This window comes from Bradyrhizobium sp. FW305-F6 (assembly GCF_058782905.1).
The window spans coordinates 31,852-54,340 of record NZ_JBYSYD010000011.1 but is presented as its reverse complement, the minus strand read 5'-3'; the positions used below and the strand labels follow the sequence as shown (position 1 = coordinate 54,340).

The following is a 22,489-nucleotide window of genomic DNA, read 5'->3' as shown; positions in this document are numbered from 1 at the left end:
ACGGGTGGGCGACTTCAAATCGGAATGGTGGGCGAGATCATCTCGGAATCCTGGGCGACATCGATCGGAATCCGCACTGGTGCCATCCCGTTCACCTTCATACCAGGCCAGTTTCTCACCTTTTCAGCGGAAATCGACGGAAAGCCCATCCGTCGATCCTACACGATCGCCTCGTCGCCGACGCAGCACCACTACGCCGAGATTACCGTCAAGCGAGAGGAGCAGGGCGCCGAATCCCGGTATCTGCATGACCATGTTGTCATCGGGGACCGTATCGAAGTATCGGGTCCCTCCGGCGTCTTCACTTTCACGAGCGCGGAGGCCGACAGCATCGTCCTTATCGGAGGCGGCGTGGGTATCACTCCCCTCATGTGCATCGTTCGCTATCTGACAGACAGCGCCTTTCCGGGAGACATCTTTTTCCTTTACGCGGCGCGTACCCCCGCAGGATTTCATTTTCCGCGAGGAGCTCGACTATCTTGTGAAGCGGCACAGGAACCTGCACGTCTCAGCAACGATGGCACGCGCCGAGGGAACCTCGTGGACGGGGACGGTTGGGTATATCTCGAAGGAGTTCATCGCTCACGCCGTGCCCGATATCGCCCGGCGCAGGGTCCATGTCTGCGGCCCGCCACCCATGATGGAGGCAGTAAAGGCGCAGCTTCTCGAACTCGGCGTCGCCAGGGGGAAAATAAAGACGGAGGCATTCGGCCCAGCCCTGGGTGCTGCGCCGGCGCCGGCCGTAACTCCCGGCCCGCCCGCTCCGACCGCGGTCCCCGCACCGACGCCAGCAACTTCTGAGGGTGCTCCGACGCCCGCGGCTCCAGCCGCAGCCACCGAGGGTGTCCCGACGCTCGGGGCTCCAGCCGCAGCCACCAAGGCCGCACCGGCCGTTCCCTCTGCACAGGTAGAGGTCCAATTCAGCAAGTCCGGCAAGACGGGGCCGCTCGCTCCGGATCAGTCCGTAGTCGAGGCGGCCGAGGCGATCGGCGTGGCCATCGACTTCTCCTGTCGGGTGGGGACTTGCGGAACGTGCGTGGTGCCGCTGCTCAAGGGCTCTGTAACGATGGAGGTAGAGGAAGGGCTTCCCCCTGCGGACATGGCGCGGGGCATCATCTTGGCGTGCCAGGCGAAGTCTGCCGGCGCCCTTGTCGTGGACGCCTGAGGTGAACGAGACCGAGAAACTCACGGTCGGCGCGCTCGTGAGCGTCCTCGCGCTAATCGTTCCCGGCTTTCTATTGCACGCAGCTCCCCGCTTCCCCGGGAGTATGGCCGGCAACCTGCTCGGCATCGCCGGAGCCACCCTGCTCGTCCTTCTGCTGATCTACTCGTTAGTCAAGCGCATTGCGTGGCTTAAGCAGCAAGTGACCAAGCACGCATCGTTGCGATTGGTGCTTTCGTTCCACGTCTACGCGGGTGTCGTGGGCGCGCTGTTTGGTATCATCCACAGCGGGCACAAGTTTTCCAGCCCGCTCGGGATTGCCCTCGTCTCGTCGATGCTCTTCGTTGTGTTCAGCGGATTCATCGGGCGTTACTACTTGGTGCAGTTGGGCACCGACCTGCGCGACAAGCAGAGCATGCTGGCAGTGCTCAGGACGCGCTATGACGCGGTTGCGGGCGCTTTAGCCGGCGGTCCTTCTTCCCCTGCAGTGGCTGCTCTGGCCATCGTACCGCTCCCGGGCCTACTAGGCGCCATCGCCGACCTGGAACACTCCATCACTTCGCGGGAAACTCTCAAGCGCGCCTTGTCCCGGTGGAAGTGCTGCACGTCGGGGCTGCGATCGTGATGTATCCGCTTTTGGCATTGCACATCTGGAATGGCATCTACTTCGGACTACGGTGGCTCAGGTGAAGATCACTTCAGCAATCTACCTTGCGCTCGGCGTTCGCGGTCTTGCAGCCGCGGTACTCGTGCCCGTGGTCATCTACCGGTCGGGCTCGACAGCGCTTCCCGTATGGGCCACTGCCGCAAGCCCGGGGCCGCTATCGGCAGCGCACGGGTTTTTGAACTCGCAATGCGAGTCTTGCCACACCCCCCAACGAGGCATCGAGGCGGCATCCTGCCTCACCTGCCACACCACTGACGCTCCTGTGCTTGCGAAACAGTCGACCGCATTCCACGCGACCGTACAGGAGTGTGGGGGATGCCACATCGAGCATCGGGGAGCGGCTATCCGCCCGACCGAAGTGGATCACACCCTTCTCGCACGGCTAGGATGGCAGAAGGCGATCAACGGATCCTCGCCAACATGGCCGAAGAGCGATACGACCGCGATGTCTGAAATCCGTCACTTTCTGGCGGGGGTTACAGGCGGACACCCAGTGAGCGACACCGATGCGCTGGATTGCTTTGCCTGCCACAGCAATCGCAATCCTCATCGCGACGGCACATCTGCGGGCTGTTGCGGACCGGCGTCGAGCGGCACGGTCGGCTCGCTGTTCGGGCGCGAATGTGCCGACTGTCATGCTACTGCAACTTGGAAGATCGCGGGATATAAGCATCCATCACCGCGCTCCGAGGATTGCGCGCAGTGTCACCAGCCCCCGCCGAGCCACAATATGGGGCACTTCCAAATGATCTCGAAGACCGTCGCCGGTCAAATGTCAGCGCGCGTTGAGCAGTGCCATCTCTGCCACCAGACCGACGCCTGGAACGATATCAAGGGAGCCGGCTGGTACAAACATCACTAGTCGCGATATCCCGGGTTATACCTGGCTCTCAGGCTCATGTCGCGCACACTGTAACCATGGAGGAAACTTCTATGTTGAACCGCCGCCGAATTCTTTCTTCTCTCACCATGATTTCCGCATTCGCGGCTTCCGTCCGCTACGTCAGTGCTCAGCCGACAAGCTCCACGATGCCACCCATGGCAAGCATGGCCGCGGGGGCGATGAGCCTGCAGACTTGCGTCGAAAGTTGCTGGCGTTCTCATGTCATGTGCCTGGAAACAGAGCGTTACTGTCTCGAAAAAGGCGGCATGCATGTCATGCGGACACATATGACGCTATTGGCTGACTGTGCAGAGATGTGTGAGAAAACCGCGAATTCGCTATTGCGACGTTCGCCACAGCATGGCGCCGTTTGCATCGCATGTGCGCAACTTTGCGATGCTTGCGCGCAAGAGTGCGAGGCAATGAAAGAGGACGAACGAATGGCACTATGCGCTCGAACCTGCCGCGATTGCGCCAACCATTGTCGCGAGATGAGCAAGTTACCGATTTGACGCTAAAAATTTCTTGGCCCGGTTTTGATCCACGCCAAGATTTCAGTCGAGTTCGCCAGCCGCGCGAAAACGGTCCATTCGGAGGTGAGAGAACCGGGCGGCCTACGCCCGGTAAATCCTATGAAGATGCTCGCCGGAGTAGAGGGCGGCTCCTTCTCGTCGACCTGCCTTCACTGACGGCTCGACGTTCTCCTCGAAGCGATTCGTTCGACCGAGCTTGAGATTTGGTTTAGTGGGCCCGTAAAATCGGGGAGATCGATCATGGCCAAAAGCAAGCCCGCAATCCAGAACAGGTTTTCGTGAGTGAACATCCCTAGAAGTCCTAGCACCGCAACGAGCTGATATTGGATCTTCTGCTGTTTCTGAGCGATGTGCTCCGGCAAGTGATGCAGCCGCAACATCAGGACGCCAGTCATGAAATTGAACAGGATCAGGAACACTCCCATTATGACCAGCACATCGGTCTGCCCGGGTCCTGCAACGAAAATGGCAGGTGCGCGTGCGAGAAACGAGAGTCGACCATGAGATCCTGGGCCATAACGAACTTTTCCGCTTCGCTCTGAACCGAGCAAATTACCGTTCGCTCCCCCGTTGCTTGATCTAGATCAAACAACGCATGGCCCGACGGCCTGCAAACGGAGAGGGGCCTGGGGCCGGCGGTTTTAAGGTTTCGTCTGAGCTCCGGACGCGGCTGCACTTAACTTTCGCAGAGATGTGTGAGAAACGGCGAATTCGCTGTCGCGGCGTTCAAGACAGCCTAGCGTCGCTTACGCGCACAAGGGCGAGCTAATGAAAGAGGCGAACGGATGGCGCTGTGGGCACGAACCTGCCGTGATTGGGCCGAACGTTGCCGCGAGATGAGCAAGTTACCAATTTGACGCCAAGAAATTCCTTATGCCGGATTTTGACCCTACACCAAGATTTCAGTCGAGTTCGCCAGGGACGCGAAAACGGTGCATTCGAGATGAGGGAAGCGGCAGGCTAGGACCGGTAGATCCTAGCCTACTCACTGATGTGCTACCGCAACCCTGTTAATTGGTTGCAAAATTCGCCGGCTCCTACCTCGCTGCACCGGAGGCCTCCGGGGATGGCCTATGAATCGAGCCAGACGAAAGTAGTCTTATTGCCGATCACTATTTCGGCCCAATGTGGTGGGGCTCACGCGGGCCGCCGCTGTAATGATGGCTGCCGCTGGTAATTACTCGTCGTTGGCCGCGCCGCTCTTCGTACAACTAAATTATGGAAGATCCGAATTGTTTTTTCGGATCACAATCGTGCTGCCAAAGCCCGTCTAGTTTGTTGCTGAGCCGTGATTGGCAAAGGCTTCGACATGTGGCTTAGCACGTCAACCGCCTCAATCAGTCCCGCAGCCTCCATCATGAGCAATAACTCCGCCGAGCGTCAGTCCCGGTTTCACGCGCCTACGCCGAATGGCTGCAACGGCGCGAGCTTCGTCGAGTGCGATAATATCCACAATGAAAGCGTCTTCGGATTTTACCTCCATGTTCAGACCGGAAAGAACTGCCGCCCGAAAGTCCTTAAGGTTTCCGTTACGATCATTGCGGCTTGAGTTGGCCGCCGCAGCAACAGCATGGTGATCATCGGGATCGGGCTGATTCGCTTACCGGGAAGGAGTTATTAAAATCCGCAACCGATGCTGGAGCGCGCCCGCTCTGGCATCGCCAAAGTCTTTGCCGCTCAAGATTTATCCGATAGCTGCTTCGGTCTCATCCAGGACACGACTTGACCAGCGGTAGACGAAAAACTCCCCCTGCGCAAAAGAGAGAAGCAGGCGCCTTTTGAGCGCGCTCGCAAGCGAGCATACATCAACCTTATGGAGTTTCTCCGAGCGCGATCGTCAGGCCGACTTCGATCCATCCACGCAACGCCCCACCCTCTACTCCCGCGACCGCCGAGATCAATGGGGCGATCGCCATTCCGACGGTAATTCGGGTGCCACTATGAAGGCAGATTGGGCCACAGTGGTCCAGCGCTCCCGCTTCACTGCCCGTCCCGCTGTGCGATCCTGTCTCCATCGACGACGCGGTCGCTGGGGTACAGCACCACCCGCTAGCCCGCCGCGAGCCCGGACAGAACCTCGGCAACTCGGTTGTTTCGATACCCGATGGTCACGGGGACAGCTTTGGCGCGGCCGCCGCCGTCCGCGAAAACAGCCCACTCGTCGCCTTTCGTGAGCAAGGCGCTCACCGGCACGGTTAGGGCGTCCGGAGCGCTCCAGATCGTCACGTGAACGACGACCCGGTAGTCGTGCCCCAGCGAGGCCCACGCCTCGGGCGGCTCAGCGAAGTCGATGGTCACCCGCACCCGCTGCTCCTCGATGCCGAGGGCCGAGACCTTCAGGAATCCCGCCGGGTCCACGCGGACCACCTTCCCCTTGATGGGCTGTCCGCCCCAGCCGTCGATCCGCGCGGCGGCGCCGACCTTGATCTGGACGGCGTCGGTCGAGAGCAGATCGGCCACCACCTCCAGATCGAGCGGGTTGCCGATATCGACAAGGGGCGTCCCGGGCAGGACGGTAGCCTCGCTGTCCTGGACGATTTTCAGCACCCGTCCACTCGCCGGCGCGAGCACCCGGACGCAGCAGGTCGGCTCCCCCGACGGGGCGGCGTTGGCGGGCTCCATCAACCGGGCTGCCAGGCTGGTACGCACCGCGCGACGCATGTCGACCTGGGCCTTCGCAGTCGCCAGCTTCGCCTCGTTGGTGGCCACCTCGAACTTCGCCTTGTCGAAGGCCTGAGCCGAAGTGGACTGCGTCCGCAGCAACGTTTGCGCGCGCTGGAATTCGGTCCTCGAGAAGTCCAGCGCGGCTTCGATCCGTTCCACCTCGGCTTCCTGCTGCTGGATGGCGGCGTCCGCGGCAAGGACCTCCGCCTGGAGCTGATCGCGCGAGCGTACATCGATGAAGCCCGGCAACGTCGGTTGCATCAGCGCGATGACGGTCTGGTTGGCCACGACCTCGTCGCCGACGTGGAGCGAAGGCCCGTGCTCGCCGAGCGGATGCGAGATCCTGAGCACCTTGCCGGCAATCGGCGCCGAGACCGTGTAGACGTGGCGGACCCGCGTCTTGCCGTCATCGTCCGCCGTGACCTCGATCGGCCCCTTCGCGACGGTCGCGAGGTCCACCAGAACCGGTCGAGGCCAAGCGAACCAAGCCAAGCCTCCCGCGATCGCGGCCAAAACCGCGGCGCCGATGATCCGTTTGGTCCAATGTGTCGGCATGGCTCTTGAGGACCGCGACGAGGTCCAGGTTGTCGATGCGTCGGCGGATGACGGCTGCGGAGGCGATGGCGGCCAGCACCACCACGGACGTGGCGACCACGTAGGTCGAATGCTCGACGACCAGGCGGACGCGCATCAGTTCGCCGGCGAGGTTCGTCTTCATGACCCAAGCGAGCCCGTAGCCCATCAACCAACCGGGCGGCTGTGCGATCAGCGTCAGTATGGCCAGCTCGAGCAGCAGGATCCGCAGGACCTCGCCGCGCGTGAAGCCGAGTACGCGCAGGCTGGCCAATTCCCTCGCCCGCTCGGAAAGCGAGATCCGGGCGTTATTATAGACCACTCCGAATGCGATCACGGCCGCGAGTCCGGCGTAGATGCTCGCCATCGTGGTGACGAGCAGCGCGACGGTCTTGCGGAAGTTCGCCAGCGACACGCGCTGCAGCGCCACGCCGCCGACCGTCGGCATGGACTTCACCGCGGCGTAGAAGTCCTCCTTGCGGATCTCGTCGAGGCTGAGGTTCACGCTGTTCACGACGGGGGCTTCGCGCATCAGCTTGCGGAGCGCGTCGACGTCCATCATTCCGTGGATACCGAAATAGTCCTCGACGGTGGCCACGATCGGCATCGTCACAGTGCGACGGGCTCCCTCCAGCAGATCGATCTCGACCGTATCACCCGCCGCTGCCCCGAGGATTCACCGAGCATGGCGGAGATGGCGAGATCCGTCCGCGGAAGCACGACGGGCCGGAGGTCGGCGTCGATGATGCGCCTGAGATCGGCGTCGGCGGGTCGGCCGCTGATCGTGATCCGCCGTTCGACGTTGCCATGGCGGATCCGGATCGGCACCTCGCGAAATGGCTCGGCGGCAAGAACGCCCGGAAGCCGGTTCACCTGTTGCACCACGTTCTCGATCCGCTTCTCGGAAAAGCCGATGGTCGCGTCCTGCCGGTCGGCGAGGAAGTAGGTGACGTCGATGAGTTGCTCCATCGTGTCCCGCGTGAACAGCGATACGACCAGTATCGCGGTCGCCAGCGCCATGCAGCGCGGCGAACGCCGCCCGCACCGGGTGCCGCGCGATGTTGCGGGCCATCATGAGCGTCGGCTGCGACACGATCTTGTCGAGTTCGATGCTTGCCGGCAGCAGCCGCCGATACACCGGCGGGGCCGGCGGCTGCATGGCGACGGCCGGCGGCAGCTTCACTACTTCCCGCAGAGCGCGGAACGCACCGACGGCCGCAGCGACGGCGCTGAGCGCCCCGGCGGTGACGTATAGATCCGGCGCCTTCGCGAACACCAGGAACGGGAAGTGGAAGAAGTCGCCCAACAGCGCGGTGACGCGCAATCCCAGCCAGGTACCGACGACGCCGTCGATGATGATGCCGAGCGCGACGATCAGCGCCACGAACTTGAAGTAGTGCAGCACGATGCTGCCGTCCGCGTAACCGAGCGCCTTCAGGAGACCGATCTGCTCGTGTTCGAGCGCGACTAGGCGGGTCAGGGTAAGATTGACCAGGAACGCCGTCACCAGCAGAAAGATCGGCGGCAGCGTGCGGCTCATGTTGTTGAGCATGTCGAGCTCATGATCGAGCCAGGCTGCGAGGTCTGGTCCTTCCGGCCGTGGGCGGCCTGGCCGCCGTACGGGTCGAGCAAGGCGTCGAGCCGTGCGATCACCTCGCGCTCGGAAGCGCCGGGCTGCAGCTTGACGGACACCGCGGAGAAGGCGCCGTCGAGATCATAGACACCGGCGAGAGCCTTCTCGGACATCCATACGATGGCGTAGCGGCGGTCGTCCGGCATCAGGTCGCCGGGTCTGACGGTGTAGACGAACTCCGGAGAGAGCGCGGTGCCGACGATGACGAGCTCGCGCTTCTTGCCGTTCAGGATGGCGGAGAACCGCGCCCCTTCCGAGAAGCCGTGGGCGCGGGCGAACGGCTCGTTTACGACCACTTCCTCGGTCCGCCCCGGCTCTGGAAGCCGCCCTGAGCGCAGGTAGAGCCGATTGAGGTGCGGCTCGCCCTTGTCCGGCAGTGATACGAACTGTGCGCTGGCCGGCTCGGAGAAGCAGGGAATGTCGAGCAGCGCCGGCTTGGCGATGCGGGTATCGACCGTTGCGACGCCGGGTATCTCGCCTATCCTGTCGGCGAGTGCCTCGGGTGCCCGCTTCGTCTGGGCAAACACATCGGCGAAGCCGTACCGTTCATAATACGCGATCCTCGTCTCCTCCAGCGATCGATGCGAGCCGACCGCGAGCACCAGCGTCGCGACGCCGCCGCCGACCACCAGTGCGACGGCGAGCACCTGAGCCCAGAGCCGCCTGACGTCCCGAAACAGTTTGATGTCCAGCGCCGTCATGTCGTGCGAGCTCGGCGGCTTGCCGCCGGCTTTCGTTCTTCCGGATGCGGGAGATCCGACCGTCGGCGAAAAACAGCACGCGATCGGCGACCTCCTGGATGCTCGCGTTGTGCGTGATAATCACCGTCGTGGTGCCGAACTGGCGGTTGATCCCGAGCAGCGCCTCGATGACGCGAATGCCGGTTTTCGAATCCAGTGCCCCGGTCGGCTCATCGCACAGCAGCACCGCCGGGCGCTTCGCGATCGCACGGGCGATGGCGACCCGCTGCTGCTCGCCGCCGGAAAGTTGGGCAGGAAAGTGGTGCATCCGTTCTTCCAGCCCGACCAGCCCAAGAGCGTCGGCAGGCCGCATCGGGTCCTTCGCGACGCCACGTTTTCGTACGGGGTGAGGCTCGGCACCAGATTGTGGAATTGGAAGACGAAGCCGACGTGGTCGCGGCGGTACTTCGTCAGCTCGCGATCTTCGAGATCGGTCAGATCGACATCGCGGAAGAACAGCCTGCCGCTGGACGGCCGGTCGAGGCCACCCATGATATTGAGTAACGTGGTCTTGCCGCTGCCGGAGGGGCCGAGCAGGACGACAACTTCCTTCTCGGCGATTTCGAGGTCGACCTCGTTGAGGGCATGCACCGTCATCTCGCCGGAGACGTAGGTCTTCGTCAGTCCCTTGGCGGTGAATACGGCGTCGCTCATGGCTGCCCATTCAAGAAGGGATTGTCGGCCGGATCCGCCGCTCCGGTATTGACGTAGGTCAGACTCTCGGGCGCGCCTCCGGAGCCACGGCGGTTTCACGGACGAACGTCGCGATGCTCGCCGCCCAGACCAGCGCCATGGCGAGCAGCGCCCACTTGAAATCGGAATGGATCATGAAGTTGACGACGGCCATCAATCCGATCGAGAGCCCGCCGGCGATCCCGGCGCCGGCCGCAGCGACCGCCTGACGACTGCCGAAGGAGGTCCACGCCAGCGTGAGCGCGAGCACCCCCGTCTCGGCCACGTGGCCGCCCATGACGCGGAATACGTGGGTGAGCCACGAAGTCAGCCTCGGCCCGATCGACTGCAATTCGGCCCGGGTAAGGCTCATGTAACGGATGTCCTCCGGCAGCAACGGGGGCCGGAGGAGAGGGAAGTAGCTGCCGACGCCGATCAGCAGAACACCGGAGGCCGCCAAGAGCATCGAGGATGGTCGCCAGCACTCGCGTGTGTCGCGCATCGTTGCCGCCCGATCAGCCGGGACGATAGCTGCTGCCGCTGGAGCCCTGCCCGAGAATTCGGCTCAGGCGCGGAATGAAGCCCGGGACCTCCGCGGCGTACTTCGCATAGGCCTCGCCGAACTCCGAGCTGGCATCCAGTTCCTCGTTCTTCGCAAGCTTCACGTACATGATCGTCAGGACCGGAAACATCGCCAGCGTGAGGATCGTCGGCCACTGCAGCAGGAAGCCGAACATGACAAGGATGAAGCCGACGTACTGCGGATGGCGGACGTAGCTGTAGGGGCCGGTGGTCGCCAGGCTGCGGGTCTGCTGCGCGTCGTACAGCACCCGCCAGGCGGCGGATATCAGGACGAAGCCGGCGCCGATGAAGATGAAGCTCAGTATGTGGAAGGGCCCGGCGTGCGGATTGGTCTTCCAGCCGAACATCATCTCGAGCAGGTGACCCGCGTCATGTGAGAACCAGTCGACGTTCGGATAGTGCGACTGCAGCCAGCCGGACAGGAAGTAGATGGTGAGCGGGAAGCCGTACATCTCCAAGAACAGCGCCACTAGGAACGCGCTGAAGGCGCCGAAGGAGCGCCAGTCCCGCGACGTCTGCGGCTTGAAGAAGCTGTAGGCGAACAGGATGAACACCGCCGAATTGACGATGACGAGGCTCCAAAGGCCGTAAGCGGGCGCAGTGTCGTGCATCACACGCTCCTTGAATCGTTTGGCCTGCCGCCGTGACGGTGACCGTGCCCCCCGTGCATGAAGAAGTGCATCAGTGGACAGGCCAGGAGCGGCAGCCAGACCAGCAACCCGAGCAAGTGGGCCCGGTGTTCGGTGAACAGCAGCGCGCCGGCGACGATGGCGAAGGCAGCGAACGCCAAACCCACGCGTGCTTTTGTCGACATGTTTCGGTAGGCGCGCTTTTGGCCTCCTGCAGAACCCTCAACGCTCATTGCCGCGCCTCCTTTTCAGCAGGTCCAGGCTACTCGGCTCGAGGGCCTCGGCTTTGAGGCACATCAAGATTTCTATAGCGCGGCTGAAAGCGCTCCTTTTTTGAGGTAGATCAAGACCGTCCGGAAAGCGCGCCCTAATGTGACGATCATGGAAGCTGGAGAATTGAAGATGATCAGGAATAAGCTTTTTGCTGCCGTTGCCGTCGTTTCGCTGCTGGTTGCTCCCGCGATGGCGCAGACCACGGACAAGGAAAAGAACGGTCACCACTACAATGGAGGCCCGAAGACGGAAGTGCCGCACCATATGGGCAAGAAGGGCACGATGGGCGCCTCGAAGGATGGCGCGTCGGGCGGCCACCACTACACGGGCGGGCCGAACACCTCGACGCCGCACCACATGGGCGACAAGAAGTAAGTGTCTGAAGTAAGTGTCCTAGGACAGCGTTATCCGACGGCGCGAAGCATGGATGGGATAACGGCAAACGACGCTACGTGCGCTTCGTTCAGCAACGGCGTTCGGCTCCAATTAGATCGACGGAATGCGGCCGCGGGCCGTGCGGTGGTGCATATCCACCGCACGATTCAGCCCAGCCCATCAGCCATCCGGCATGCGCGCCCTGGAAAATGAGCTCGCTCCCCTTGTCGCTGATCTGCGGATCCGGCACAAAGGCACCGCCTTCGACCAAATGGTCCGGCCCCGAACGGCCGACGAGATGGCCCTTGCCTTTCGTCGTCCATCGCCCCACCCCCGCGCCACCGAGAAGAGACAATTTCAGGCTTATCGTATTACTTAAATTTATGGTGTTTGCAATCTGTCCGGATCAATGCTGTTTGCCGATTGTGGCTACACCCGATTGCATCCATGAAGAACGGGGCATGGACCAACATCCCTCGAAAAGCAATTGACCAGCCTGGGATGGTTGCGGCCTTCCATCGGCTGTTGGTTGACTGCGGTCTCTTTCAGGCAGGCCGCGCTCTTCATGATATTAATTGGAAACGATTGGCGATCGAGCCAGCCACCATCTAGGCGCTAAACTTAACCCTGATTCCTGAACGGGCGAAAACAGAGCGGAGCTCAGCTAGCCCCGACGTCGGACAGAGATCCTCCGACTTGCTCGGAGGATCTCTGATTTCGAATTATTGGTCCTTCTTAGGCCCCATGTGGTGCGGCACGTCGGTCTTCGGTCCGCCGCCATAGTGATGGCTGCCGCCGGACTTGCTCTTCCTCTTCGAACCCGTGCTTTCTTTCTTCCCCATGTGGTGCGGCTCGGCCTTCGGTCCCCCTGTATAGTGGTGGCCGCCACTCTTGTCGTCTGCGGACGGGGTAGACTGCGCCATAGCCGGAAGCGCAACCACGCTTAAAATGGCAGCAGCAACAAACAACTTGTGGGCGTTCATCTCTAATCCCTCCCTGATCAATTCAGTCGAAAGCCATCAAACCAGATTTCTGATCCGGAAACAATGAAAGCGTGATCCGCGAGCGATGCAGTTGAGCCAGATCAACGAACGCCCTCAGAGAACTAGGAGCGAATGCACGAATTGAAGGCATGAATGCTCAACGTGCGATATGTTTTCGCAATTTGGAGCGACGCCGGCCGCCGTCAGTGAGGCGGTACGGAGGCTTTCTACTCCGTACCGGTCTTCTTGCGGTCGGAGGCTCCGCCCTCACGCCAGGGGTGCTGCCTGCCGACGCGGTGCCATTGACGCGCACCGACCCGGCGGACGCGTGCGTGAAATCCGCACGCAAGCGCCGCGCTCGAACAGCACAGTCCCAGTATCGGACTCCGCCTGACGATCGCCTACGGTTGGGGCGGAAACGGCCGTCTGCGAGGTGCCAATTGGCTGCCTTAGCCCGCCGCTCAACTTATGCAGTCTCCGGCTGCCTTGCTCACGACATAGCTTGGCCGTCGAGGGTTACGACTGCCGAGCAGTGGCTTAGCCGCAGTCAAGGAACTAAGCGGCAATGCTCGATTCGCAACGAAATAGGCGGCAATTGGTTCTCCACAAAAGTCCGCAGGAATTAAGCTATTTGTGCGCGCCATGTCCGACATGTTGGTTCTCGCCCTCTTCTTCCTTTTGCTGCATCATCTGATCATGCGTCCTCGGAGCACTTCTCACGAGCTCTTGATACTGTTCTGCGGTGAGCTTCGGCATTTTCCGCAAGAAAGCGACCAAATCCCAAAGAACCTCATCCTCATGCGTTGGACCCCAAGCGGGCATTCCGGTCATCTTGATTCCATGCTTGATTACCCAGAATTCCTCAACCGGCGTGAGGCTACTTCCGCGCCTAAGTTCGGGCGCTCTCGGATAGAGACCCCGGCTGATCTCAGTTCGCTTCATGCCGGGCGCTAGGTGGCAGGTAGCGCACATTTCCGCATATTGGCCGGCACCCGATGCGATGCGTTTTCCGTCATCGAGGTCCTTCGGGACTGGATCGGAGGCGCGTACAGCGATCGAGTATTCTCTCACCTTTTGCATTAGCCAATACACCGGCTGACTGTGGGGAGTATCGGCGGCGATATCGAAGGCACCACTACGGACGAACAACCACCCACCGGCGACAATTGACACGAGAATACCGAGAACGATCCACGCGACAGTGAGCCGTGGCCGCCTCGCGTGCAATTCAGATAAACTGATCATGCTGTCACCGCGACCTGTTCACAGAGGGAAACCTTGGTGCAAACCAATCTGCTACTTCTCCGTTGCTTCCATGGCGTTCTGCAGATGCACCACACACGCTTTCAAATCCTTCTTCTGCATCATCTCTTCCGCTGCCTTCATTTCGTTTGCGGCTATTTTCTTCGCCTCGCCGTTCGGCATCGCTTGAACATCGGCCTTCAACGTCTTGATGGAAGCCTCGCTGCACTCCATCTTGTGGCCCTCATGAGCCAAGACAGAAGTCAGCGGCGTGGTTGAGATGACTGCAAAATAGATTGTGCTAATCGCAGACGCGGTCCACTTCAACAAGGTCGTCATGTATTTCTCCGTTGCATACTTTGTTTTGGCGAGACATACCTCAGGTGGGCCGCCGTCGCACCAGCCTAGCAGCGTCAAATATTGCTTTCCTGGAGCTTCGTCGCTGTGATGCCGCCATCCGTATTCTCGGCAACAAACTTACCTTTGTCTCCGACCACCACCTGCTGGAGCGAGTATTCTTGACTCTTTGCGGGTCCGTGCTTGAGGGTTATCCTTCCTGCGCTCGCGTCGATCTTCGGTCACCTCGCCATTGATCTCTGCGGCCGCTGCAGTGGGCAGCAAAGCCACGAAGATAGCCGCTCGGGCCGTCGTACGAAAGATTCTCATGTAGTTCTCCTTTCGGTTTAGGTTTCGTGGTTTTTCATGACGACGATTAACCATGCGGCGGCCCCGAATGGGGTCGAGCCGGCGAGCACCGATGAAGATTTCGGCGAGTGTAGGGTCAGCCAACGAAGGCATGCGGGCAGTACCCAATGGTCGCGACCTTCTTCATAAGAAAGCAAACTTCTTGCCTTCGGCGGCCTTCGATCCCGGCGATACATCTTCACCCCCCCCTTCATAGAATTGCAGCGGTTTTCGGGGGGTGAGGCGCTGCAAGCGTGTTCTGCTGCGTGGGCTCGGTGAGAGGGGATTAATTTCGTAAGGCAACAGGGCCTGCCGGGAATCTGCCCGGCCGGGGATCGCGGATACATCCCTAGCCAGAGTGTTGTCTGGGAGTCGCATTTCATCTCTCCCACTGCCATGCCAGTCGAGCCCATCGCCATCGAATTCGGAGCCAGCTTCTTGGCAGCCATTGCAATGGCCTGCTTCGGGAGGCTCATAAGCGTTCGGAGATAATGATCTATCCCGTTCATCGTGTGGTGCGACTTGTGACAGTGGAAGGCCCAATCTCGTGGGTTGTCGGCGACAACACATCTTCGTTCGGCAAGCGGTCGTGGCTCAGCGGGACTTCCGAATATTGGTGATCATCACTGCGTTTCGTAGCCGAGCCACTTCAAATTGCACGAAGTCCCCGGGCCGCAGATCTTTCAGCATTCGACGGTTCGTGACATGGAACGGCATTTCCATAGCCTGCATCCTAATGCTGCCGTCGGCACTTTGCATATCTTCCGTAAGAATGGTGACTGAAGGAGCCGCGCCCAAACCCGAGTCGATAGCTTTGATCTGACCTTTCGCATGCACGTGTCCCGATGGAGAAACAAGGTATCTGTGCTCCCGATTCAGCTTTTCCATCCACTCGCTGGGCGTGCTTGTCAGCGTTTGGGCCGCTGCAGACATGATCCCAGCTGCGGAGCCTAACGCTATCGCTACAAAAACGACTGCTTGGCGCACGATTATCTCCTCCTCTTTGCCGGCCGCGCACGGGCGCTCGATAGGGCGTCATCGATCGATGCATCATTGCACAGCGAGAGCTTTGATTTTCCACAAGCAACTCAGAGCGCGTCGCAAGTTTGTGCAATCATATTGAAACTCCGTTCTTTGGTTGAATCTGTGCTAACGCCATCGGCGCGCGCCAGCTGTTTCGCTTCCGCTTTCGCGTGTTCGAGCCAACCCGTTCACTTGGACTTTTGCATCTTCGTGATGGTCACTCCCTCCGAAGCGCGCTCGGCTTCGAACTTGACCTTGTCGCCTACCTTCAGGTTCTTGAGCATGTCCGGATGATTGACGCGCAGGACCATCGTCATTGCGTCCATCTCCAGATTCTTGATCGGTCCGTGTTTGAGCGTGATTTTTCCAGCGGCGGCATCGATCTTTTTAACTTCACCCTGGACCATGGCGTTCTGCGCGAGTGCAGGGGCGGCGGAGGTGACGATCGAGGCAATGACGATGGCGATCTTCAGAGTTCTCATTTGAATCCTTGTTGCTATGGTCGTTACTCAGTGGATTACTTCAGGTCAAAGTGCCGATTGTGCCGGGCTCCCGAGGCCCGAAATCAGATATGCACACTCGAATTGCTCGGTTTTGTTTTTTCAAACGATCTCATTCCGCCGTCTTTCGGGAGAGGCCGCCTTGCATTTGGATCGTCCTGCTCCATGTTGGATGTGTCTTCATGGCTTCGATATGCTTCAGGTTCTCGCTGCTCGTGGCATCGACGAGTTCTTTCAAATTCACCGTTGTTGCGGAGGGCGAACCCACTTGGATCGGCGCAGGCATGTACATCATCGATCCTCCATTTCGCCCATCGTGGCCTGTACCACGCGCGCCGGCTTCTTAGGATCGTCGGGTTCCCCCGCTGGAAGAGAGTCGTCGTGGCTGTGACCCTTAGGACCCTCGTCTGCGACGCAATGGCGGTGATCCGCGTCAGCTCAGCCAGCGCGATGAGAGACGTGGCATGTTTCATGCCTTTTCCCTCTGTGTTGCCGAGGCGGCCGGTAATACCTGATACTGCATGCCATTCATCCCTTCATGCGCTTCTTTGCCTTCATGACGCCCTCTTTTGGAATACTCGCAGGCTTATCCTTGCGCATTGGTTGTTCCGAAGGTGCGGCGACTTCAAAGGCGACAGTTCCGGCAGGATATTTGTAGGGGCCCGGATCGCTATAGTCGTCCTGCGCCAAACCCTCGCGGATTTTCATCACTGTGAACATTCCCCCCATCTCGATTGGACCGAATTGGCCAGAGCCGGTCATCATGGGTAACGTGTTATCCGGTGCGGGCATTTCCATTTCCCCCATCGCCATACCTGTCGATCCCATGACCATCGCGTCGGGCGCGAGCTTCCCGACGGCTTTTGCAAGATCCTTCTTCGACACGCCGATGAAATTTCGGACGTCGTGTCCCATCGCATTCATGGTGTGGTGCGACTTGTGGCAGTGGAATGCCCAGTCGCCAGGATTGTCAGCGACAACATCGAACGCGCGGATGGCACCGACCGGTACATCGATCGTTGTTTCCGGCCATTGCGCGCTTTCGGGTACCCAGCCTCCATCGGTACAGCTCACAGAGAAGCTATGCCCGTGAAGGTGGATAGGATGGTTCGTCATCGTGAGGTTGCCAATGCGCACTCGGACCTTGTCGTTTAGCCGCACCGCGAGCGGATCGATGCCCGGAAACACGCGACTGTTCCAAGTCCACATGTTGAAGTCGGTCATTTCCGTCACTTTCGGAAGGTAAGTGCCAGGGTCGATCAGATAGGTGCTCATGATAAAGACGAAGTCGCGATCGACAGGCCGGAAGTTGGGATCGCGCGGATGCACGACGATCATTCCCATCATGCCCATCGCCATCTGAACCATTTCGTCCGAGTGCGGATGATACATGAATGTCCCGCTGTGCTTCATCTGGAATTCGTAGACGAAGGTCTTGCCGGGTGGAATGTGGGGTTGGTTGAGCCCACCGACGCCATCCATGCCGTTGGGCAGAAGCACACCGTGCCAATGGACGGTCGTCTGCTCGGGGAGCTTGTTCGTGACGAAAATGCGCACCTTGTCTCCTTCAACAGCCTCGATCGTCGGGCCAGGAGACTGACCGTTATATCCCCATAGATGCACCTTCATCCCTGGGGAAAATTCACGCACGACGGGCTCTGCAATTAGATGGAATTCCTTCCAGTCGCCGTTCATCCGCCACGGCAACGACCATCCGTTCAGCGTGACGACCGGGCGATAGTCCGGGCCCGACGTCGGATGGAGCGGCGGCTGCATCACTGCCTTCTCCATGATCGGCGCCTCGGGAATAGCAGCGGCCTGTACCCGCCCGCTCACCGCGCCTGTGCTCACCAGTGCCGCCGTCCCGATAAATCCTCTTCGCGATAGCATCTTCGTCTCCTTTAATGCCCCCCGCCCGCTTGGGCCGTTGTGGTGGATCGTGAACCTGAAGGCTGCTCCTCGCCGGCCCGTCGGCCACCGCCGTTGACGGCGGTCTGCAATTCGGACTCTGCCAGCCAAAAATCCCGCTTCGCGTCGATGGCGGCACGCAGAACCGCAAGCCGCTGTCTGGCTTCGGTCAGCAGCGCAAACACATCGACTTGCATACTGGAGAAGCGAAGCTGCATCTCCTCTGAGATGATCTGTCTAAGCGGCAGGACCTCCCGTTGATAGTGCCCCGCGATGTCGTAAGTCGAGCGATAGACGCGGTAGGCATTCCTTGCTTCCGAGCGGACGTTGACGGCCTTCTCGGTCAGTAGATTGAACGCCTGATTGTAGATCTCGGTGGCTTGACGGACGCCGACCTCGCCGCCGTCGAAGACCGGGATCTGGAACTGGATGTCGAAGCCACGTTCTTTGAATGGCGGACCCTCCAGCTCGCGCGTTTTTTTGTCTATCCCCGCCACGTCGAGCAGCGTCACGAAGCGGCTCGCCTGCGTGAGCTGCATTGCTTTCGCGAGCGCCAGCAGTTCGATGCGTGCCATCTGCAGGTCCAGCCGATGTCCGACCGCATCGACCTCGATTCTCGGGAGCGAGCGCGGACGACCCGGCAACGTAGGCAGCCGCTGCGGCAGCCGGATGCCAATGTCGCCGCCCCAAAGCCCAAGAAGTCTGATCAGTTGCTCGCGCGAACTCGCCGCCTCCTGCCGTAGCGCGGCCAGATCGGCGGTGGTCTCGGCGTAGAAGGCCTGTTCGCGGGCCTGGTCAAGCTTGTTCAATGAGCCTGTCCGACCAAGCTGCTCCGCAAGCTCAGCGGTGGATTCTGCGGTCGACTTCGCGTCAGTGAAAAGTACCACCAGTTCATTGGCCGCAACGGCGCGATAATAAGTCCGCCGCACCTCGGCCGCGAGCCGTAGGGTCTCCTCGGCGGCACGGAGCTGCGCCTTTCGGAAGCGGTCCCGCGCTATGTCCGAGCGGAACGGGAGGGTCGCCAGCGCAAGGATGTCGCCGACGACCTGTCGTTCGACTTCCAAGGCACCGTTTCCGGCGATGCGCGAAATCGCGAACGTCGGATTGGGAGGTAGGCTGTCTGCTATTAGGTCCGCTTCGGCCAGAGCGAGCTCGTTGTAGGCCGCCTGAAGCCCACGGTTGTTGAGAAGCGCGACCTGAACCGCACTGGCAACCGTTAGAGTCCGGCCCAGCAATCCTCGCACGACGTCCTGTGCGTGGGAGGCATCGCTCTCCGTCCGGATCGATATTACGTCCTTTTTGATGGTCTGATCTGCAACATCAGCAACGACGCCCATCCCGCGATCCGGCGAAAAGGAGGCGCACCCGGTTAGAAGGAGCGCGGCAAAAACCGCTGCCATTCGCGGAGCCCGGGATTTGGAATGAAACGATTGCAACACGATGGATAGGAAAATCCGGTTCATCGCCGTCCCCTATTCGGTCGGCTTCGGCGTCGGAGCAACGCTTTGATTCTGCTCCCGCCATCCGGCCGGTGCGACGGGGCGCAGCCGAGTATACGGAGCGACGGTGGAACGGTATCTGACGTCGGCGACCTTTACGTAGGGGTCCGCCGGATCGGCGCCCGCGAGCGGCACTGTCACGGGCATGCACCCGCCCAACGCGAACGCCGCGGCGAAGGCAAGCGCGAGAACACCCGTTTTTTGACTGAATAGCTTTCCCCTCGCCGGGCAAACGGCAGAGGACTTCGCCCCAGACTGCGTAGGCATGAATTTTCCCTGAACTGACGATGGACCACAGGTGTTCGAGCCCCTTCGAGGAGGCGCGGCACCGCGTCTAGAGGGGTAGGTCAGGCGATAGGGGGGCGGTAGCGCTGCGGCGGCGTGTTATCGGGCACCAGCCGGTAATCGGTCGAGAGGCAGATCGACCGAGGATTGATCGGCCGAGCCAGCTCCGCCACCGTGGCCGGCAGGGCGTTCACGCACCCAATGCCACAACACTGGCCGCCGGAGGACTTGTGATGATCCAGGAACAGCGAATCGGAATCGGCTCCCTCAGCACCAGGCTGCCCGCTGTCCCGCGCCAGCGCCGGCGATGAATGGTCGTGCGTACGGCCGTCTTCATAAACGTGCTTAGCGATCCCACCGTTGTCGTTCAGGCCTACAATGCCCATGCGGAGATCGTTCTCGCTAAGACACGGCGCGGCGCGCGCACCGGCCGCGAAGGCGGACGAAATCGCCGGCGCCAGAACACAAAAGAGATACAGAATCCCGAGCAACCGCCCTGCCCTCAATCTCCGGCGTCTGGTCAGTCGGTTGAGCATCGATCGTTCGGCTTCCTTAGTGTAACAGATCGCAGAATGGCAAACTTAGTCCTAAAATATAAATCCGCCAAGCGCGATACGCATACATCCGAGCATATCAGGTTAGACAGCCCGGAACTAGCCTCCCGAGCACCGAAGGCGGCAGGTTCCATAAACTTCTCAGTGCGAACCGGATTGGAATATCAGCCGCTACCCAGCGAGCCAGGATCTCGCAAGTATGTTCCGCCGCGATGTCATTCAGTCTGTCGCGTTGGTCCTTGGACGTCGCGATTGCGTCCACTTCTACTTTGGGATCTTTTCACCACGATCCGTTTCATGGAGAACGTTCGTTCGTAATGCTGAGGTGGCTCTTGGCGCTGTCCTCGCGACGACGTCGGTCGCCGCCACAGTCCCCTCGCTACATCTAGACGGCTCCAAACTCGATCAGGTCATTGATGAGTAGTGCCGGCGCCAGGCTCTGGTACCTGCCTCCATACTCACCGACCCTATTTGGATCGAGCAGGCGTTCGCCACGATCAACCACTAGATGCGTCACCCTCAACGACGCACCGTCGAGGGCACCAGCCGCCATATCGGCTAGTTCCTCGACACATCAAAGTTCCTGAATGCTCAAACTACCTGCCTAATGGCCCGATATGCTTCAACCAAGATATTAAAGCTCTAGGCCGCTTGTCCCAACGCAGGCTGACCGTTCAGCTCCCAATATCGAGGGAATGCGGCCGCTTAGCCGTGCGGTGGTGCATATCGTTCACCACCGCACGATTTTAGCTTAGCCCATCAGCCATCCGGCATGTGGGCCCTGGATGATGAGCCCACTTCCCTCGTTGCTGATCTGCGGATCCGGCACAAATCCGCCGCCTTCAACGGCGTTGAACATGAAGTCGTCCTGCGCCATCTGGTTCTTGCTGATGCCCTCCAGGAAGATCGAGCCGTCGCCCCAGCTCACCAGCACGCCGGTGTGGGCGTCACCATGGGTGGAGACGGTATCGGCGACAGTGACTTCGTTCGGTAGGACGTCCATGAAGGCGATGTGATCGAACGCACCCGGGCCCGGGTCGAAGCCGGCGACGACGACATCATTGCCGCTGCCGTGAGAAACCATGAAGGCGTCCGCTCCGTCGCCACCATTGAGGATGTCGTTGCCCGGGCCGCCCTCCAGCATGTCGTGTCCAGCGCCGGCGCTGAGGTAGTCGTTGCCCGCGCCGCCCATCACATTGTCGTTCATGGCGCCTCCGTACAGATGGTCATCGCCATCCCCGGCTCGAAGATCGTCGCTGCCGTTGGCTCCGTCGAGAAGGTCGTTGCCGGCCTCGCCAGCCAGGTGGTCGTCGCCTTCCCCGCCATGGAGCCGATCGTCACCGCCGAGCCCGAAGTACAGATCGTTCTTGGCGGTGGCCTGGAATACGTCGGTCGCATCGGTGCCGAACTGGACATTGTTCTCGTCGATGGAGGCTTGGTATTGGGGCGAAGTCGAACCTGGCGACTGAGGGGCAGCCTCGTTGCCCTCGTCCTTGAGGAAGTGCTCCGCAGTCACATGGTTGGCGTCCGCGGCGGTCGGGGTTATCAGGTGCCGGTCATCGACGAACATGAAGTCGTCTTGGGCCAGATCGCTTTTCCAAACTCCCGCCAGCAGGACAGAGCCGTCAGCTTGTGCCGTATCCCAACTGATCAGCACGCCGCCGCTGGTGTCCTGGAATTTGAACTGCTCGGGTTCGATGTTCATGACGGCGAGGTGATCGAACATGCCCGGTCCTGCACGAAAATCGGTGATCACGTCGTGGCCGCTGTCGGGCGATATCACGAACGCGTCGGCACCTGGGCCGCCGATCAGAAGGTCGTTGCCCGGTCCTCCGTCGAGATCGCCATGACCGCTGCCTTCGTTGAGCACGTCGTTGCCCGCGCCGCCCGTAAGCGTATCGGCCTGATCCCTGCCGACGAGCCAGTCGTTGCCGGCTCCGCCCACCAGATGGTCCGCCCCCGCACCGCCGAGGAGACGGTCGTTGCCCTTGCCGCCGACCAGATCGTCGTCCATCGCTCCACCTTGCAGATGGTCGTTTCCGCCCCGACCGAAGGCGATCGTCATGTTCGCGTCGGACCCGGCGAAGTGATTGCTGCGTGCGGTGCCGATGTAGAGCTGGTAGTCGTCAAAGGATTGGAGAGTCGGTTGGTCCGAGTGGTGCGGTTTGCTGCGCATTGCGCTACTCCCTTTTAGATCGCCAGCCCAGCCCCACAAGTTCTCGTCACGATCAACGTTCCTAGTCTATGGGGCGAATTTCGCGGCGAGCCCTGCAAGGGCAAACCCGCTCAATCCGCCCCGGGGCAACAGGTCATTCGCGTCGATTGGGATGGACCTGTTCTCAAGGTTGGCGAGCGACCTCTTCGCCCGCTATCTCGCTGGCCTGTGTCCTCGATGATTCCTCTGCTGCGAAACGGCGCCATTCCA

General features: G+C 60.7%; 25 protein-coding genes and 2 pseudogenes. 6 read left to right on the top strand and 21 right to left on the bottom strand.

Annotation, left to right across the window (positions count from 1 at the left end; translation table 11 throughout):
- Nucleotides 1-24: 24 nt before the first annotated feature.
- The 5 genes and pseudogenes from AC3WLX_RS34875 to AC3WLX_RS34855 form a co-directional block, all read left to right on the top strand.
- Nucleotides 25-246 (top strand): annotated as a pseudogene (locus AC3WLX_RS34875) (FAD-binding oxidoreductase); the annotation flags it as partial.
- Between the two features lie 235 nt (nucleotides 247-481).
- A complete protein-coding gene (locus AC3WLX_RS34870) occupies nucleotides 482-1,165 on the top strand; it encodes a 2Fe-2S iron-sulfur cluster-binding protein (RefSeq protein ID WP_492339251.1) in 684 nt (227 codons plus the stop codon).
- Nucleotide 1,166: 1 nt separating this feature from the next.
- Complete coding sequence (locus AC3WLX_RS34865) at nucleotides 1,167-1,787, top strand: metallophosphoesterase family protein (RefSeq protein WP_492339246.1); 621 nt, start codon at nucleotides 1,167-1,169, stop codon at nucleotides 1,785-1,787.
- A 535-nt stretch (nucleotides 1,788-2,322) separates the two neighbouring features.
- Complete coding sequence (locus tag AC3WLX_RS34860) at nucleotides 2,323-2,691, top strand: hypothetical protein (protein WP_492339245.1); 369 nt, start codon at nucleotides 2,323-2,325, stop codon at nucleotides 2,689-2,691.
- A gap of 56 nt (nucleotides 2,692-2,747) precedes the next feature.
- Nucleotides 2,748-3,224 carry a four-helix bundle copper-binding protein gene (locus AC3WLX_RS34855; protein WP_492339244.1) on the top strand — a complete coding sequence of 159 codons (477 nt, stop codon included), beginning with the start codon at nucleotides 2,748-2,750 and terminating at the stop codon, nucleotides 3,222-3,224.
- Between the two features lie 170 nt (nucleotides 3,225-3,394).
- Here the strand turns inward: AC3WLX_RS34855 and AC3WLX_RS34850 are convergent, their stop codons facing one another.
- The 9 genes and pseudogenes from AC3WLX_RS34850 to AC3WLX_RS34810 form a co-directional block, all read right to left on the bottom strand.
- The gene (locus AC3WLX_RS34850; RefSeq protein WP_492339243.1) at nucleotides 3,395-3,664 is read right to left on the bottom strand and encodes a hypothetical protein; all 270 of its coding nucleotides are present in this window, start codon (nucleotides 3,662-3,664) and stop codon (nucleotides 3,395-3,397) included.
- Nucleotides 3,665-5,294: 1,630 nt separating this feature from the next.
- The gene (locus AC3WLX_RS34845) at nucleotides 5,295-6,368 is read right to left on the bottom strand and encodes an efflux RND transporter periplasmic adaptor subunit (protein WP_492339242.1); all 1,074 of its coding nucleotides are present in this window, start codon (nucleotides 6,366-6,368) and stop codon (nucleotides 5,295-5,297) included.
- Nucleotides 6,316-7,080, bottom strand: a complete 765-nt coding sequence (locus tag AC3WLX_RS34840; RefSeq protein ID WP_492339241.1) for an ABC transporter permease — start codon at nucleotides 7,078-7,080, stop codon at nucleotides 6,316-6,318. Before AC3WLX_RS34840 ends, AC3WLX_RS34845 begins: the two co-directional genes overlap by 53 nt.
- Nucleotides 7,081-7,158: 78 nt before the next feature.
- Nucleotides 7,159-8,034, bottom strand: coding sequence for an FtsX-like permease family protein (locus AC3WLX_RS34835; RefSeq protein WP_492339240.1), 876 nt, complete (start codon nucleotides 8,032-8,034; stop codon nucleotides 7,159-7,161).
- Nucleotides 8,019-8,816 (bottom strand): hypothetical protein, encoded by a 798-nt coding sequence (locus AC3WLX_RS34830; RefSeq protein WP_492339252.1) that lies wholly within the window; start codon nucleotides 8,814-8,816, stop codon nucleotides 8,019-8,021. Before AC3WLX_RS34830 ends, AC3WLX_RS34835 begins: the two co-directional genes overlap by 16 nt.
- A gap of 4 nt (nucleotides 8,817-8,820) precedes the next feature.
- Nucleotides 8,821-9,509, bottom strand: a pseudogene (locus tag AC3WLX_RS34825) (ABC transporter ATP-binding protein); the annotation flags it as partial.
- A gap of 58 nt (nucleotides 9,510-9,567) precedes the next feature.
- Complete coding sequence (locus AC3WLX_RS34820) at nucleotides 9,568-10,029, bottom strand: hypothetical protein (protein ID WP_492339239.1); 462 nt, start codon at nucleotides 10,027-10,029, stop codon at nucleotides 9,568-9,570.
- Between the two features lie 13 nt (nucleotides 10,030-10,042).
- Nucleotides 10,043-10,720, bottom strand: coding sequence for a methyltransferase family protein (locus AC3WLX_RS34815; protein ID WP_492339238.1), 678 nt, complete (start codon nucleotides 10,718-10,720; stop codon nucleotides 10,043-10,045).
- Nucleotides 10,720-10,971 carry a DUF2933 domain-containing protein gene (locus AC3WLX_RS34810; RefSeq protein ID WP_492339237.1) on the bottom strand — a complete coding sequence of 84 codons (252 nt, stop codon included), beginning with the start codon at nucleotides 10,969-10,971 and terminating at the stop codon, nucleotides 10,720-10,722. The genes AC3WLX_RS34815 and AC3WLX_RS34810 overlap by 1 nt, the downstream gene beginning before the upstream one ends.
- A 169-nt stretch (nucleotides 10,972-11,140) precedes the next feature.
- Here AC3WLX_RS34810 and AC3WLX_RS34805 point away from each other — a divergent pair, with 169 nt between their 5' ends.
- Nucleotides 11,141-11,386 (top strand): hypothetical protein, encoded by a 246-nt coding sequence (locus AC3WLX_RS34805; RefSeq protein ID WP_492339236.1) that lies wholly within the window; start codon nucleotides 11,141-11,143, stop codon nucleotides 11,384-11,386.
- Between the two features lie 722 nt (nucleotides 11,387-12,108).
- Here the strand turns inward: AC3WLX_RS34805 and AC3WLX_RS34800 are convergent.
- The 12 genes from AC3WLX_RS34800 to AC3WLX_RS34745 all read right to left on the bottom strand — a co-directional run bounded on the left by AC3WLX_RS34800 (nucleotide 12,109) and on the right by AC3WLX_RS34745 (nucleotide 22,240).
- Nucleotides 12,109-12,369 carry a hypothetical protein gene (locus AC3WLX_RS34800; protein WP_492339235.1) on the bottom strand — a complete coding sequence of 87 codons (261 nt, stop codon included), beginning with the start codon at nucleotides 12,367-12,369 and terminating at the stop codon, nucleotides 12,109-12,111.
- A gap of 627 nt (nucleotides 12,370-12,996) precedes the next feature.
- Nucleotides 12,997-13,614 (bottom strand): c-type cytochrome, encoded by a 618-nt coding sequence (locus AC3WLX_RS34795; RefSeq protein WP_492339234.1) that lies wholly within the window; start codon nucleotides 13,612-13,614, stop codon nucleotides 12,997-12,999.
- Between the two features lie 51 nt (nucleotides 13,615-13,665).
- Nucleotides 13,666-13,950, bottom strand: a complete 285-nt coding sequence (locus AC3WLX_RS34790) for a hypothetical protein (protein ID WP_492339233.1) — start codon at nucleotides 13,948-13,950, stop codon at nucleotides 13,666-13,668.
- Between the two features lie 344 nt (nucleotides 13,951-14,294).
- Nucleotides 14,295-14,909, bottom strand: coding sequence for a multicopper oxidase domain-containing protein (locus AC3WLX_RS34785; RefSeq protein WP_492339250.1), 615 nt, complete (start codon nucleotides 14,907-14,909; stop codon nucleotides 14,295-14,297).
- Nucleotides 14,890-15,282, bottom strand: coding sequence for a copper-binding protein (locus AC3WLX_RS34780; RefSeq protein ID WP_492339232.1), 393 nt, complete (start codon nucleotides 15,280-15,282; stop codon nucleotides 14,890-14,892). The genes AC3WLX_RS34785 and AC3WLX_RS34780 overlap by 20 nt, the downstream gene beginning before the upstream one ends.
- 224 nt (nucleotides 15,283-15,506) lie before the next feature.
- Nucleotides 15,507-15,800: a copper-binding protein gene (locus AC3WLX_RS34775; protein ID WP_492339231.1), complete on the bottom strand. Its 294-nt coding sequence runs from the start codon at nucleotides 15,798-15,800 to the stop codon at nucleotides 15,507-15,509.
- A 130-nt stretch (nucleotides 15,801-15,930) separates the two neighbouring features.
- Nucleotides 15,931-16,113, bottom strand: a complete 183-nt coding sequence (locus AC3WLX_RS34770; protein ID WP_492339230.1) for a hypothetical protein — start codon at nucleotides 16,111-16,113, stop codon at nucleotides 15,931-15,933.
- 233 nt (nucleotides 16,114-16,346) lie between these two features.
- On the bottom strand, nucleotides 16,347-17,708 hold the full coding sequence (locus AC3WLX_RS34765; protein WP_492339229.1) for a multicopper oxidase family protein: 1,362 nt from the start codon (nucleotides 17,706-17,708) through the stop codon (nucleotides 16,347-16,349).
- A gap of 11 nt (nucleotides 17,709-17,719) precedes the next feature.
- The gene (locus AC3WLX_RS34760) at nucleotides 17,720-19,126 is read right to left on the bottom strand and encodes a TolC family protein (protein WP_492339249.1); all 1,407 of its coding nucleotides are present in this window, start codon (nucleotides 19,124-19,126) and stop codon (nucleotides 17,720-17,722) included.
- Nucleotides 19,127-19,198: 72 nt separating this feature from the next.
- Nucleotides 19,199-19,492 carry a hypothetical protein gene (locus AC3WLX_RS34755; RefSeq protein ID WP_492339228.1) on the bottom strand — a complete coding sequence of 98 codons (294 nt, stop codon included), beginning with the start codon at nucleotides 19,490-19,492 and terminating at the stop codon, nucleotides 19,199-19,201.
- 80 nt (nucleotides 19,493-19,572) lie between these two features.
- Entirely contained in the window at nucleotides 19,573-20,001 is a 429-nt protein-coding gene (locus AC3WLX_RS34750) for a hypothetical protein (RefSeq protein ID WP_492339227.1), read from the bottom strand.
- Nucleotides 20,002-20,815: 814 nt separating this feature from the next.
- Complete coding sequence (locus AC3WLX_RS34745; protein WP_492339226.1) at nucleotides 20,816-22,240, bottom strand: calcium-binding protein; 1,425 nt, start codon at nucleotides 22,238-22,240, stop codon at nucleotides 20,816-20,818.
- Between the last annotated feature and the right edge of the window lie 249 nt (nucleotides 22,241-22,489).